Source organism: Bacillus sp. FSL K6-2861, assembly GCF_038630725.1.
GTDB lineage: Bacteria > Bacillota > Bacilli > Bacillales > Bacillaceae > Bacillus > Bacillus velezensis.
The window spans coordinates 3,371,973-3,385,363 of sequence record NZ_CP152037.1 but is presented as its reverse complement, the minus strand read 5'-3'; the positions used below and the strand labels follow the sequence as shown (position 1 = coordinate 3,385,363).

At 46.6% G+C, this 13,391-nt stretch carries 14 protein-coding genes; 7 read left to right on the top strand and 7 right to left on the bottom strand.

The window, feature by feature from the left end:
• Window positions 1-4 precede the first annotated feature (4 nt).
• From liaF to NYE62_RS16865, 3 genes are read left to right on the top strand one after another with little or no spacing between them, the layout of a single operon-like run.
• Window positions 5-736 (top strand): cell wall-active antibiotics response protein LiaF, encoded by a 732-nt coding sequence (liaF, locus tag NYE62_RS16875; RefSeq protein WP_033574865.1) that lies wholly within the window; start codon window positions 5-7, stop codon window positions 734-736.
• Window positions 733-1,815: a two-component system sensor histidine kinase LiaS gene (liaS, locus tag NYE62_RS16870; protein ID WP_003151796.1), complete on the top strand. Its 1,083-nt coding sequence runs from the start codon at window positions 733-735 to the stop codon at window positions 1,813-1,815. Before liaF ends, liaS begins: the two co-directional genes overlap by 4 nt.
• Entirely contained in the window at window positions 1,793-2,425 is a 633-nt protein-coding gene (locus NYE62_RS16865; RefSeq protein WP_251257625.1) for a response regulator transcription factor, read from the top strand. Before liaS ends, NYE62_RS16865 begins: the two co-directional genes overlap by 23 nt.
• Before the next feature lie 42 nt (window positions 2,426-2,467).
• On the opposite strand, the gene NYE62_RS16860 is transcribed toward NYE62_RS16865, so the two are convergent.
• Genes NYE62_RS16860 through NYE62_RS16850 form a run of 3 tightly spaced genes read right to left on the bottom strand, consistent with a single transcriptional unit; the run spans window position 2,468 to window position 6,097 of the window.
• Window positions 2,468-3,583 (bottom strand): Ger(x)C family spore germination protein, encoded by a 1,116-nt coding sequence (locus NYE62_RS16860; RefSeq protein WP_020956323.1) that lies wholly within the window; start codon window positions 3,581-3,583, stop codon window positions 2,468-2,470.
• Window positions 3,580-4,680: a spore germination protein gene (locus NYE62_RS16855; protein ID WP_007410062.1), complete on the bottom strand. Its 1,101-nt coding sequence runs from the start codon at window positions 4,678-4,680 to the stop codon at window positions 3,580-3,582. Before NYE62_RS16855 ends, NYE62_RS16860 begins: the two co-directional genes overlap by 4 nt.
• Complete coding sequence (locus tag NYE62_RS16850; protein WP_020954311.1) at window positions 4,655-6,097, bottom strand: spore germination protein; 1,443 nt, start codon at window positions 6,095-6,097, stop codon at window positions 4,655-4,657. Before NYE62_RS16850 ends, NYE62_RS16855 begins: the two co-directional genes overlap by 26 nt.
• Window positions 6,098-6,213: 116 nt before the next feature.
• Between NYE62_RS16850 and NYE62_RS16845 the strand changes: the two genes are divergently transcribed.
• Together NYE62_RS16845 and fumC are read left to right on the top strand one after the other, a co-directional pair.
• The gene (locus NYE62_RS16845) at window positions 6,214-6,399 is read left to right on the top strand and encodes a YvzF family protein (protein WP_003151806.1); all 186 of its coding nucleotides are present in this window, start codon (window positions 6,214-6,216) and stop codon (window positions 6,397-6,399) included.
• Window positions 6,400-6,466: 67 nt separating this feature from the next.
• Window positions 6,467-7,855, top strand: a complete 1,389-nt coding sequence (gene fumC, locus NYE62_RS16840) for a class II fumarate hydratase (RefSeq protein ID WP_007410064.1) — start codon at window positions 6,467-6,469, stop codon at window positions 7,853-7,855.
• Between the two features lie 36 nt (window positions 7,856-7,891).
• Here fumC and NYE62_RS16835 read toward each other — a convergent pair whose 3' ends face one another.
• Window positions 7,892-8,767: a TetR/AcrR family transcriptional regulator gene (locus tag NYE62_RS16835; RefSeq protein WP_094032474.1), complete on the bottom strand. Its 876-nt coding sequence runs from the start codon at window positions 8,765-8,767 to the stop codon at window positions 7,892-7,894.
• Between the two features lie 178 nt (window positions 8,768-8,945).
• Here NYE62_RS16835 and spxO point away from each other — a divergent pair, with 178 nt between their 5' ends.
• Entirely contained in the window at window positions 8,946-9,110 is a 165-nt protein-coding gene (spxO, locus tag NYE62_RS16830; protein ID WP_003151811.1) for an anti-adapter protein SpxO, read from the top strand.
• 26 nt (window positions 9,111-9,136) lie between these two features.
• Here the strand turns inward: spxO and NYE62_RS16825 are convergent, their stop codons facing one another.
• Together NYE62_RS16825 and NYE62_RS16820 are read right to left on the bottom strand one after the other, a co-directional pair.
• A complete protein-coding gene (locus tag NYE62_RS16825; protein ID WP_033574868.1) occupies window positions 9,137-10,492 on the bottom strand; it encodes a HAMP domain-containing sensor histidine kinase in 1,356 nt (451 codons plus the stop codon).
• The gene (locus NYE62_RS16820; protein WP_007410069.1) at window positions 10,489-11,166 is read right to left on the bottom strand and encodes a response regulator transcription factor; all 678 of its coding nucleotides are present in this window, start codon (window positions 11,164-11,166) and stop codon (window positions 10,489-10,491) included. Before NYE62_RS16820 ends, NYE62_RS16825 begins: the two co-directional genes overlap by 4 nt.
• A 276-nt stretch (window positions 11,167-11,442) precedes the next feature.
• On the opposite strand from NYE62_RS16820, the gene NYE62_RS16815 reads away from it, so the two are divergent.
• Complete coding sequence (locus tag NYE62_RS16815) at window positions 11,443-12,804, top strand: S1C family serine protease (RefSeq protein WP_025285242.1); 1,362 nt, start codon at window positions 11,443-11,445, stop codon at window positions 12,802-12,804.
• A gap of 46 nt (window positions 12,805-12,850) precedes the next feature.
• Here the strand turns inward: NYE62_RS16815 and NYE62_RS16810 are convergent, their stop codons facing one another.
• The gene (locus NYE62_RS16810) at window positions 12,851-13,315 is read right to left on the bottom strand and encodes a Dps family protein (protein ID WP_251257627.1); all 465 of its coding nucleotides are present in this window, start codon (window positions 13,313-13,315) and stop codon (window positions 12,851-12,853) included.
• Window positions 13,316-13,391 lie beyond the last annotated feature (76 nt).

Sequence of the window (13,391 nt, the reverse complement as noted above, 5' to 3'; positions counted from 1 at the left end):
GCTGATGGCAAAAAAACAGATTCTCGGACTTATCATCGCCTTATTAGGCGTCAGCATGTTTTTGCGTATTATCGGCATCGGCGACTTCTTGTTTTGGCCGCTCTTTTTTCTGATCACAGGTTATATTTTTAATAAATATTCCCGCGGCTGGCTCGGCTCCGTCCTGTATATCTTCGCCGCTTTTTTATTTTTGAGAAACCTGTTCAGCGCCACCTTTAACCTGTTCGGCTATGCCTTCGCCGCCTTTCTCATATACGCGGGCTACAGGCTCCTGAAAGGAAAGCGCGTGCATGAACATAAAGAGAAGAAAATCAATCTTGAAAAAGAAGAGCAGCCAAAGCCTTCCGCCCAGACGGAAAGCAGACAGCCGGACCTCCGCAGCTTTTTTATCGGCGAGCTCCGGATGATGAAGGACCCGTTTGAGCTGAATGATTTAAATGTTTCCGGATTCATCGGCGATGTGAAAATTGATTTGTCAAAAGCGATGATTCCCGAAGGAGAAAGCACGATGACCATCAGCGGTGTCATCGGCAATGTCGATGTGTACGTCCCGCCGGATATCGAAGTGTCCGTCAGTTCATCGGCTTTTATCGGCGAAATGAACCTGCTCGGCTCTAAGAAAAGCGGCATGAGCCCGAATCTGTATAAAGTATCGTCTGAGTACGGCGACTCGCCGCGGCGGATTAAAATTTCAATTTCGTTATTCATCGGCGATGTGGATGTGAAGTATTTATGAGGAAAAAATTACTCGCCAATATTCAGTGGCGCGCCATGCGGATGACCGCGGGACTCAGTCTGCTCCTTTGCGCGGTGTTTATTACGCTGATGCTGCTGTATTACGGGCTTGACCCAATGCTGTTGTTTTCTTCCGGCTGGTTCGGTATTCCGTTTGTGGTGATCCTGCTTCTGGCGTCTCTTTCGGCGGGATTGATTTCCGGTTATGTATACGGCGGCCGCCTGAAAACAAGGATGGATACACTGATTGAAGCGGTTTTGAAATTTGAAAACGGCAATTTTGCTTATCGGGTGCCGCCGCTCGGCGATGATGAAATCGGTCTGGCGGCAGATCAGCTCAACGAAATGGCCAAGCGGGTCGAGCTCCAGGTCACATCGCTGCAAAAGCTCTCCAACGAACGTGCGGAATGGCAGGATCAAATGAAAAAATCGGTCATCACTGAAGAACGCCAGCGGCTGGCGCGCGATCTGCACGATGCCGTCAGCCAGCAGCTCTTTGCCATTTCTATGATGACATCCGCCGTCTTAGAGCAGGTGAAAGATGCGGATGACAAAATCGTCAAACGGATTCGCATGGTTGAACATATGGCGGGGGAAGCGCAAAACGAGATGAGAGCGCTGCTATTGCATTTGCGGCCCGTCACTTTAGAAGGAAAAGGCTTAAAAGAAGGGCTGATTGAGCTGTTAAAAGAGTTCAAAGCGAAGCAGCCGCTGGATATTGAGTGGGACATCAGCGATACGGGTGTGTCAAAAGGCGTTGAAGACCATCTGTTCCGCATCGTGCAGGAGGCGCTTTCCAACGTTTTCAGACATTCAAAGGCGACCAAGGTCACCGTCAGGCTCGGCGCGAAACATCAAAAACTTCAGCTTAAAGTCATTGATAACGGGGCGGGTTTTACGATGGATCAAGTGAAAGCATCCTCATACGGCCTGCATTCCATCAAGGAAAGAGCGAGTGAAATCGGCGGCATAGCGGAAATTATCTCCGTAAAGGGAAAAGGCACGCAGATCGACGTGAAAGTCCCGATTTATCAGAAAACAAAAGGAGAGAACGACAGTGATTCGAGTGTTACTGATTGATGATCATGAAATGGTCAGGATGGGTCTGGCCGCATTTTTAGAAGCACAGCCGGACATTGAAGTCGCCGGTGAAGCATCAGACGGGCAGCAGGGCGTCGATCTGGCCGCAAAGCTTTTGCCGGATGTGATTTTAATGGACCTCGTCATGGACGGCATGGACGGTATCGAAGCGACAAAACAGATCTGCGCGAAACTCAATGACCCGAAAATCATCGTGCTGACGAGCTTTATTGATGACGACAAAGTGTATCCGGTGATCGAAGCGGGAGCGCTCAGCTATTTGCTGAAAACGTCCAAGGCGGCAGAAATAGCCGAAGCCATCAGAGCGGCTGCCAAGGGCGAACCGAAGCTTGAATCGAAGGTGGCGGGAAAAGTGCTGTCAAGGCTGCGCCATTCAGAGAATCAGCTTCCGCATGAAACGCTGACAAAAAGAGAACTGGAAATCCTCTGTCTCGTCGCGGAAGGCAAGACGAATAAAGAGATTGGTGAAGAGCTGTTCATTACGATTAAAACGGTGAAAACCCACATTACGAATATATTGTCAAAGCTTGATGTCAGTGACCGCACGCAGGCAGCCGTATATGCCCACCGCAATCATCTCGTGACATAAGAAAAGGAGAGCGGTGCCAGCACACTCTCCCGAGGAACGGGGTCATTGGGACATTCCCTTTGTTCCGAAATCCCTGATGGCGACTTTGACTTTGTATTCAATATCCGATTCACTGAAGTGATGATCCCAGTCAGAGGATATCTTTTTCCATTTATCGGGATAATGAATCCGGACTTGATCGCCTAACCCGGTAATATCCACTTTCAACTCATGCTGCATGTAATCAATGAATGCCATGACATCTGAATGAATGCTGCGTTTTACCGCGTTTTTGATTTCATTTATATAGGACTCCTTGAAGGAATCTTCTTTCGGGTTCCAATCCTCAGATAGACGGCCTTCAACAAACCGGGTAACGATAAACTTGAATTTTCCGTTTTTATATTGTGTTTTTACATCATATTTGCTGGAAAATACCTCGAAAGACAAATAATAATTGTCATGCTTTGCAAACGTAACGCCTCCCTTTACCGTGCCTGTGAACAGGTTCATATTCTGGACTTGTAAAGGAGTTAGATTCGCATACCAGAATTTATTTTTAATAATGGTAGCGCCCCAGATTTCCAGTCTGCTGCCCACTTGGCGAACTTGAGGAAGGGCAAAGGTCTCGCCCTTGGCGATTCTCTCGGATATTTCCCCCAATGTCACGGGCTCCATCATCCGGATGGTGACCGCATTATTCTCCGTTAAGTCATAGATCGTATTTGACGCAGGCTCTCCCTGGTCACTGATTTTGAAAATATCTTTCGTTTTATCCGGCACCGTCATCACATTGCAGCTTCTTCTCGTACCGTTGTCCCTGATAAATTGGTTCATCAATGCGTCAAGCGGGATGTCGTCCTTTAACAGCGCCTCGGAAAACAGCATGATACGCAAGTGCTGGGAGAAAGCGGGGTGATTTTTTAATGATGCCGTTCGTAAGGCTTGATGGACGGTTTCTCCGGAAGTGGAAGTCACCTTTGTCGTGTCGCTCCCTGACGACGACTGCTGGGAACTTGCTTTTTGCGGAACCAGAATCTGCTGCGTCACTTCCACGTTTTCTTCCTCGGGTTTATCGAGCCCGACGCCGATAACGAGACTCAAATCTTCTATATTGCGGCTGTCCCAGCATCCGGCCAAAAGCAATGTGCAAAGAATGATTACGATATATTTCTTCATTGCGCTTTTTTCACCTTCCTTTTCACAGCGACGACTGCAAACATCAGTAAAGGCAGCAAAAAGAAAACCAAGAAGATATAGCCGAGAATATCACTGAACAGCATCAGCTTGTTAGCGTCTTTTGGCATCAATGATCCGAAGAATGTCGCAATGCCTACGAAAATGATGCCCTTTTTGTGCTTCAGCCCGAAAATTTTATTAAGACCCGATGTCGCGAAATATCCGTACGATACATAGGTGGCGAAAAATTGGATAATCCAGACGGCAAGCAAAAAAGACTCGAATCTTTCGATAAAAAGCCCTTTGATTTCAAATGATTGAAAAAGCGCAATCGTAGGCCAGATCATTGTTTTGACATCCTGGGTGGTTAAGGCGCCGACGACGAGCACGTAGGTAATGATGTATAAAATAATCGGGATGCCAAAGCCCATGGCCGACATACGGAACGTGTGCTTTTTATTTTTGATGTGCTCAGGGAGAAACAGCATAATCTCAATTCCTAAGAATGAAACAGAAACGACGGTCAAGGAAGCCATAACGGGAGAAAACCCCTGTCCGAGCACCGGCCGCAGGTTGTCCAGATCAAATATTTTAAAGCTGAAAGAAAACACCACCAGCAAAATAATGATCGTAATCGTTAAATAGAAAGGAAAGAGCCTGCCGAGATCGCTCATGCCGCCGATAATTAAATAAACGGAACAGGCGATAAAGATAAACAGCGTAACCGGCACGGGCGTTCTCTCCAATAAAAAGAACTTGACCATTTCCGCCATCGCCCGGGCTTCGAAGCTGGCGACTCCTATAAAATAGAGACAGATCATAAGATTGACGATATTTCCCGCCCATTTGCCGAGGCCTTCGTTCATATAATCAAACAATGATCCGTACTGATGCTTTTTCATAATGAGCGTATTGAGATAAATCAAAAAGATAAAGATGACGCCTTCCAGACATAATGCAATCCAGCCGTCCGGCGAATTCGCCCTTGATGACAGCGACCGCGGCATGGTAAGGAGTCCCGCCCCGAGCATCGTGTTGGAAATCAATGCCGTCCCTTGATAGCTTGTAAGCTTATTGAGAGTTGTTTTCTGGCTCATTTACGTTTTTCGCCTCTTTTGGTTGATTTTTAATAGGGAGACGGAGAATAGAGTCGTTTGCGTTTTTTAAGCTGAAAAATCCATTCGGCGAGAAATACGGAGAACCGAAGCTTCGCTGTCTCGATAAATGAGTGTAGATCGCCAGCATAAATAAAATCATGCCGTACAGCCCGAAAGCTGCGGCGGTAAACATCGAAATGAAACGGAGCACACGGAATGACAGACCCATCCCGTACTGCGGCACCGTAAATGAAGCAAGCGCGACAATGCTGACCACGATGACCATGATGGAGCTGACAATATTCGCTTCAACGGCCGCCTGGCCGATGACGACTCCGCCCACCAATCCGATCGTCTGGCCGAGCGGGCTGGGAAGCCTCAAGCCCGCTTCTCTCAGCAGCTCTATCGTAATTTCCATTACCATCGCTTCAATGATAGGCGGGAAGGGAACGTTTTCTCTGTTCGCCGCGATGGTGACTGCAAGCGATGTCGGCAGCAGCCCTTGGTGAAACGAAACGAGGGCGATATAAATGGACGAAAAAAACAGCGTAATAAAAATAGACGTAAACCGCAGCACCCGGATAAGCGAGGCGGAAATCCACCGTTCATAATAATCGTCGGGAGACTGCATTAAAATTCCTAAAGAAGCCGGAACCACCAGCGCAAATGGCGAGTTGTCGACAAGGATGGCGACGCGGCCGTTAAACAAGGCGGAAGAGACTTTATCAGGCCGTTCCGTATTTTGAATTTGCGGAAACGGCGAATACTTATTATCCTCAATAAGCTCCTCAAGCGTCCCGGAATCCTGGATGTCGTCCATCTTCACTTCGCTGAGGCGCTTTACAACATCGCTGACGACAGATGGGTCCGCCTTATCATCTATGTACATGACCGTGGCGTATTTTAACTTATTTTCTCCGATCGGAACCTTTTTCGTTTTCAGCTTCGGATGGTTCGTGCGCTGCCTGATCATGGCGACGTTTGTATCAGAATCTTCTATGAAGGCGATTTTCGGACCTCTTACGACCTTTTCGGATGTGGGTTCATTCACGCTTCTTTTTTCTCTTTTTCCCGTGGACAAAATGTATACGCTGTCAAGTCCGTTAATAAACACGGCGCATTTTCCCCGCAGAATGGAGATGACGGCTTCCTTCGACGTAAAGACGGGACGGGCGTCGATCTTATCAAGACGTTTCGTCACCGTATCCAGCGTCAGAGTGTCTTCCTCCCGAAGCAGCGTTTCAATCGCCTCTTTTATTTTGTCTTCGTCGTTCATTTCACTCAGATACATATAATAAAAAACAAGCCCGTTCGGAAGCATCTTTTTATTTTGAACCAGATCATCATTCTGCTCTACGTGGGGAAGCACCAGTGCCAGATTAACGTGTATGTATTCCTTGAATTCCGATTGCGCCATCGACAGTCACCCGCCTTCCAATCCTTAATTGAGGTTATCTTTTCCTGTTAAAAAAATGATATACTATGATAAAGTATTTAATGGTACAAGTTTTTTTATGAAAGCGGAGGAGAGATGTGGCACAAGTCAGACTGGCAGGAAATGCCGAAGAAATTGAACAGCTCATCAAATCATTTGAAGCGCATTACGAAGTGGCTTACACGTCGAAAGAATACCGTAAAACAAATCCGAAGTATAAATACTCTAAGGATTCGCGCGTCTATCTTGAGCTGAAATTAAAAACGGCCAAGGCCGAAAAATAAAAAGGGTTTCATCTGTTACTGGCGAATAATACTCAGGGTGAAGCAACTGTTATGGAGGGATACATAAATGGACTACAGAATTGAAAAAGACACCATGGGAGAAGTTAAAGTTCCGGCAGATAAATTTTGGGGCGCTCAGACACAGCGCAGCAAAGAGAACTTCAAAATCGGTTCAGAAAAAATGCCTCAGCGTGTTGTGAAGGCGTTTGCAATATTGAAAAGAAGCACAGCGATCGCCAACGAACGCCTCGGCAACTTAGAGTCTGAAAAAGCACAGGCGATTGCCGCTGTATGTGACGATGTTTTAAACGGCAAATACGACGATAACTTTCCGCTCGTTGTCTGGCAGACGGGAAGCGGCACGCAAAGCAACATGAACATGAATGAAGTGGTGGCCAACCGCGCGACTGCTTTATTGAAAGAAAAAAATTCCGAGCTGAAGATTCATCCGAATGATGACGTCAACCGCAGCCAAAGCTCAAACGATACATTCCCGACGGCGATGCACGTTGCGGCGGTTCTTGCCGTATATGAGCAGCTCGTTCCGGCGCTTGATCAGCTGCGCGCGACGCTTGATGAAAAAGCGAAAGCTTATCAGGATATTGTGAAAATCGGACGCACGCATTTGCAGGACGCCACTCCGCTGACGCTCGGACAGGAAATCAGCGGCTGGGTATACATGCTTGACCGTTCGAAAGAAATGATTCTTGAGTCAACGGAAAAAATCCGCGCGCTTGCCATCGGAGGCACGGCAGTCGGCACGGGAATCAACGCCCACCCGCAGTTCGGTGAATTCGTCGCGGAAGAAATCACAAAAGTAACGGGGCAGACATTCAAGAGTTCGCCTAACAAATTCCACGCGCTCACAAGCCATGATGAAATCACTCACGTTCACGGCGCGTTAAAAGCATTGGCTGCCGACCTGATGAAGATTGCCAACGATGTCAGATGGCTGGCAAGCGGCCCGCGCTGCGGAATTGGCGAAATCGTCATTCCTGAAAATGAGCCGGGAAGCTCTATCATGCCGGGCAAAGTCAACCCGACGCAAAGTGAGGCGCTGACAATGATCGCCGCGCAAGTGATGGGAAATGACGCGACAATCGGATTTGCGGCCAGCCAAGGAAACTTCGAGCTGAATGTCTTCAAACCGGTTATTATCTATAACTTCCTGCAGACCGTGCAGCTGCTCAGTGACGGAATGAATTCCTTCCATGACAAATGCGCTGTCGGTATTGAGCCGAACCAAGAGACGATTCAGGAAAATCTCTCTAACTCATTAATGCTTGTTACGGCGCTTAACCCGCACATCGGTTATGAAAACGCCGCGAAAATCGCCAAGCTTGCCCACAAAGAAGGCCTGACGCTGAAAGAAGCGGCATTACAGCTGAACCTTCTGACAGAAGAACAATTTAATGAAATGGTGCGTCCGGAAGATATGGTGCACCCGAAAGCATAAAAAGAAAGAACGGCTGCAGTCATTGCGGCCGTTCTTCTAAATAAACTGCTGTTTCAGCAAAAATCTGAGCTGTTCTGCATCTTCAGCCAGCAGGTCGGATTCCTTCAAATTCAAAATCATTCCTTTGATGATTGCCGGTTTCGGCGACTTTTTCTTCATTTCCGCTTCCAGAATATCCAAGCTCTCGGTGAATTCAGTTGCTTGCGTCTTGTCCATCGTGCCGATGCGCGTGCGGAGGGTCTGCAAGATCGATTGGCTTAAAGGATCGGGCTGCCCGTTATGAAGGGGCCCAAACAGTGAGCTTGCCTCATCAAGAGAAATAAACGCTTCATCATGTCTGTCCGCCATTCCGTTTACGATGTCATCAATTCTGTGAATCACGGTATTTGCCAAAAGCGAAGGCTGTACGGACCGGCCGGTCAGAATGAGATATTCAAGATACATCTGACTGATTCCTTCTATTAAAAAACAAAGCTCGGCTGTGTATGGTTCAGCTTTTTCTCCGTAAATCGCAAGAAGACTGTCGATATGAAACTGCAGGATCGACCGGCGGATTCTCTTTCCGCACTGCGCCGCTTCTTCGGTATAAGGAAGTGAACCGTCTTTCATCTGCACGGTAATAAAATCCTGATGGGCGAGGATCGATTCGTAAAACACCGCAAGCTGTTTTTGGTAAGCGGCTCTCGGACTGTCACCCTCCGTTTGGATCGTCGTGATTCGGGTAAACGTTTTATCATAGTAGTAATTCAGCATGGATAGAAGCAGTGCTTCTTTGGAAGGAAAGTAAAGATAAAAAGCGCCTTTTGAGATTTTGCATTCATCGGCGATTTCCTGAACCGATGTAGATTTGTACCCTTTTCGGGCAAACAGTTTGATTGCTGCTTCAATGATCAGCTTTTCTTTTTCCTTCAATGGTTCCACCCTTTCGGAGCCAGGAGGCTGGCTTGTGCTTCTCATGTATGACTATATGGTCATATTGATATTCCGTAAATTTAACCTGATTGTAACTTGTTTTTTTGTTTTGTTTTATTTATATTATAAAGTGAGCTGACCGAATGGTCAAAGTTCTGGCGAAAGGGTGAATCTGAAAATGAAAGAATTAGATGAAATGATCAGCCGCTTGCGAAACAGAGGAATTAAAGTCGAAAAGGTGAAATATCCGAAAAAGACAATTTGTGAAAAGAAATGGGTTCATCAATGCCAAAAACCGCTGAAAGCAAACTACAGAGATTTTAACGGCTATTCCTTCACATAAAAAAGACTGCAATGAAACACTACAGTCTACTTTGGTATGATAATTCGGTAGATTACACCCGATTGGTCATTTTCAATTGAAATTGATGCTTTATGCAAGGTTAAAATCCGTTTTACGATGCTGAGTCCTATGCCGAACTCGCCTTTCTTCCCTTTATTAAAAGGCTCGTACAAGCTGGATAGCATCTCATCCTCAATCGGAGGCCCGTCATTTTTAACCGTCATGACAATCTGCTGCTGATTTTGGCTGATCCGAATGTGAATCGCCGTTTCTGCATAGCGGATTTGATTTTCGAGAATGTTTTCAAGAAGTTTGCTCCATTGTTCCGGATCACCGGGCATCATTAATGCATCTTCTGTTTCAACGGTCCACGATAATTCCTTCCGGGCCCATTTGAGCCGTTCAATGACTTCTTCCGTGACCTTCACAATGTCAAATGTCTCATGGTGCACCCGCTGCTTCATTAAATAATCAAGCTTCGTTAAATATAATAAATCCTTAATTTTCTTCTCAAGTTTTTCTGCTTCGCCTTCAATGACATCAATTGTGGTTTCCAGATCCCCCTTAGGAAAAATCCCGTCCTTTATTGATTGAGTATAGCCCCTTATCACCATGACAGGCGTTTTTAAATCATGAGAGATATTTTGCAGTAGCGTTCTTTCCGTTTCGTCTTTTTGCACCAGCTTGCTCCGCATGTCTTCAATGGTCTGGCCTAATTTTCCGATTTCGTCTTTTCTGTCGACGATGACCGGATCATCCCAATCCTGTTTTGAAATCCGTTTGACATGCTTTTCTAAGGAAACGAGCGGGCGCGAGAGATATTTGGCAAGCCAAATCGCCGGAATCCAGCTTAACAAAATCACGCCGGCAATGATAAAGAGCAGCTGCTTGAACAGGGTGAATGCCAAATCATCACGATAAGAATCAAGGGCATAAGACAGCATCATCGCATCCTGGCCGTTAATGGTGAGGCCTTTTTTAATGACGAAAAATACTTTTTCACCGCTGATGTCCGCGCTGTATCGTTTCGTGACGCTGTGCTGGCGGCCCGCGAGCTTGTACACCTTATGGATAAAGGAAGAAGAAAAGTAGTTCAAGTCTTTGTCACTGGCCGATTCCTCCCGTTGCGGCAGAAGAACGTGCTGAACGGATCGGAAAGTCGTCGGCGCGGTCGCATCCTCGCTGTAATATCCCCGCTCGATCGATCCGGGCAGCCGGTACTCCGTCAGTACATGCTGTTCATTTTCAATGGTCGTATACGTTTCATCCGTGAAAAAATTACGCAGCGTATTTGAGAACAGCACGAGAAGCAGAATCGAAATGGCTAAGAGGATGCCTGAGATGACCACCCATATTTGAAAAGCAAGCGGCTTATTTTTCATGACGTCATCATCCTGTAGCCGAATCCGTAAATGGTTTCAACCTTTAACCCGGGCATTTTTTTCCGCAGCCTCCGCACAAGATCATCGACCACCCGGTCAGTGCCGAAATAATCATGGCCCCATATTTTCAGCAGGATATCTTCCCTGGAAAAGGGGTGTCCTTTATGATGAAGAAATAAAAGCAGCAAATCAAATTCCTTAGACGTCAAATTGACCAGGCTGCCGGTTTCATCATAAACCTCTCGGGCATCTTCGATCACATTGTAGGAAGAAACGGTGATGCCGGTTTTCTTTGCGGCGGGCTGTTCTTTATACACGAGCTCGAGCAGCTTCTGGACCCGTATAATAAGTTCTCTCGGTAAAAAGGGCTTGGCGATATAATCATTGCTTCCGAGCTCCAACCCGAGGACTCTGTCAATATCGGCATCCCGCGCGGAAATGAAAATAACCGGCACATCGGGATCTTTTTCTTTTATTTCTTTTATCAATGTATAGCCGTCCGTATCCGGAAGCATGATGTCAAGAATCCACAAGTGGGGAGACGGCTGCATCTGCTTTCTGGCATCTTCGCCTTTTGTGAAAGATGTAATGTTCCAGCCTTCATTCTCTAAATATTTTGTGAGCAGTTCATTCAGGTTATCCTCATCTTCAACTAGATAAATGGTGTATGACAAGGCATTTCACATCCTTTCAACGTCATTATACTAGTTTTAACACACTCAAGCCGCATTTTCATAATTTCACATATTCTTTTCATTTTTATCCCACAATGTTTGTTTATGATGTGTATAAGGGAAGAAAGGAAGAAAAAAAGCGGGGAAGATAACATGTTCAAACACATTTTGTTTTGGAGCTTTGCTTTTCTCCTTATTATTGGGACAATAGAACTTGTACATGCGATGAATATGTAATCGATAGAATGAAAACATGCTGAAGGAGTGTGCGTGAATATGAATGATCATCGAGATGACGGCAGAAGCCGCGATCAGTCAGATCTTTCACATACGGAACAAAACAGAAATGAACAGCAGCAGATCAGCCATCAGGAGCCCGAGCTGCTCGAAGGGCCCGTCTCGAAAGAAGCGGAAAACGAGACGGCGGCCGGTACGGAATTTGAAAAAACGGCTGCCGTGAAAAAAGAAAAAAAACGGAGAGCCGCTTGGCTGAGCCCGATTTTAGGCGGCATTATCGGCGGAGGCCTCGTGCTTGGCATTGTGCCAAACCTGCCGGGTGAGCAGCATAAGACAGAAGCCGTTTCTGATACGAAACAAGTTCAGTCTTCGAATTTTACGTCAACGCCTTTGAAAAATACCTCAAGCGTAGCGGATATGGTAGAAGATTTGGAGCCTGCGATTGTGGGAGTGTCCAACTACCAAGCTTCGCAAAGCAGCCAGTTCGGACTTGACGGCGGTTCAAGCTCTGAAACGGAAAGCGGCACGGGGTCAGGCGTCATCTTCAAAAAAGACGGCGAAAAAGCGTACATCATTACAAACAACCATGTCGTAGAAGGTGCGAACAAACTGTCGGTCACTCTTTACAATGGGAAAACCGAAACGGCAAAGCTTGTCGGAAAGGATGCCATCAGTGACTTGGCTGTATTGGAAATCAGCTCGTCCAATGTCAAAAAAGCGGCCAGCTTCGGGGATTCCTCCAAGCTCCGCATTGCCGATAAAGTGATTGCCATCGGCAACCCGCTCGGCCAGCAGTTTTCCGGCACCGTCACACAAGGTGTCATCAGCGGGCTGAACAGAACGGTAGACGCCGATACATCCCAAGGCACAGTGGAAATGAACGTGATTCAGACGGATGCGGCGATTAACCCCGGAAACAGCGGCGGCCCGTTAATCAACTCGAGCGGCCAGGTTATCGGGATCAACAGCATGAAAGTCAGTGAAAACGGCGTGGAGTCACTCGGCTTTGCTATTCCGAGCAATGATGTAGAACCGATAGTCGACCAGCTGCTTGCAAAAGGAAAAGTCGAGCGCCCATTTTTAGGTGTGCAGATGATTGACATGGCGCAAGTGCCGGAAACTTATCAGGAAAACACGCTCGGACTGTTCGGCGACCAGCTGTCAAAGGGTGTTTACGTAAAAGAAGTGCAGTCCGGCTCACCGGCTGCGAAAGCGGGCATCAAATCAAATGACGTCATTGTACAATTGAACGGCAAAGATGTCGGCAGCAGCGCTGATATCAGACAGATCTTATATAACCAGCTGAAAATCGGCGATAAAACGACTGTTCAAGTGCTCAGAAGCGGAAGCAAAAAGACGCTGAACGTCACATTAACGAAACAAACCGAAAGCGCAAGCTGAACGCATAAAAAAAGCTGAACCTGCAACTGAGGTTCAGCTTTTTTCGTTATTCTCCCAAGTAGGCTGACAGCATCCACACATGCTTGTCCGCTTCTTCAACTAATCCGACAAACAGGTCGGCAGTTGACGGGTCATTTTGTTCCTCGGCGATGCCGATGACAAATTTTGATTCGCGGCTGATTTGTTTATAGTCTTGAACCAGTGATTCCACCATTTCAGAAGCCGTTTTTTCCTGGCCTTCATCCGTAATGGAAGCTTGTTCAAGATATGTGTGTAAAGTCGCCGCAGGCTGTCCGCCGATGGCCAGAAGACGCTCTGCGATGGCATCCGCCGTTTCCGCCGCTTCGTTATACAGTTCCTCAAATTTTTCATGAAGCGTAAAGAAATGAGGGCCTTTTACATACCAATGGAAGCGGTGCAGTTTAGAGTAAAGGATAAACCAGTTTGATAATTGTGTGTTCATTGATTTCTCAACAAGAGTTTCAGTTTTTTTCGTGTTTTGTGTATTCATATTCATCGTCCTCCCTGTGATCTGTTAATTTAATTATATCACGTATTAAATAAAAATCAATACTAAATTATAATAA

Bases quoted from the DNA above. Each gene is read 5' to 3' on its own strand.
- liaF (WP_033574865.1), top strand. From the start codon at position 5: ATGGCAAAAAAACAGATTCTCGGACTTATCATCGCCTTATTAGGCGTC.
- liaS (WP_003151796.1), top strand. From the start codon at position 733: ATGAGGAAAAAATTACTCGCCAATATTCAGTGGCGCGCCATGCGGATG.
- NYE62_RS16860 (WP_020956323.1), bottom strand. From the start codon at position 3,583: ATGAAGAAATATATCGTAATCATTCTTTGCACATTGCTTTTGGCCGGA.
- NYE62_RS16855 (WP_007410062.1), bottom strand. From the start codon at position 4,680: ATGAGCCAGAAAACAACTCTCAATAAGCTTACAAGCTATCAAGGGACG.
- NYE62_RS16850 (WP_020954311.1), bottom strand. From the start codon at position 6,097: ATGGCGCAATCGGAATTCAAGGAATACATACACGTTAATCTGGCACTG.
- fumC (WP_007410064.1), top strand. From the start codon at position 6,467: ATGGACTACAGAATTGAAAAAGACACCATGGGAGAAGTTAAAGTTCCG.
- spxO (WP_003151811.1), top strand. From the start codon at position 8,946: ATGAAAGAATTAGATGAAATGATCAGCCGCTTGCGAAACAGAGGAATT.
- NYE62_RS16825 (WP_033574868.1), bottom strand. From the start codon at position 10,492: ATGAAAAATAAGCCGCTTGCTTTTCAAATATGGGTGGTCATCTCAGGC.
- NYE62_RS16815 (WP_025285242.1), top strand. From the start codon at position 11,443: ATGAATGATCATCGAGATGACGGCAGAAGCCGCGATCAGTCAGATCTT.
- NYE62_RS16810 (WP_251257627.1), bottom strand. From the start codon at position 13,315: ATGAATACACAAAACACGAAAAAAACTGAAACTCTTGTTGAGAAATCA.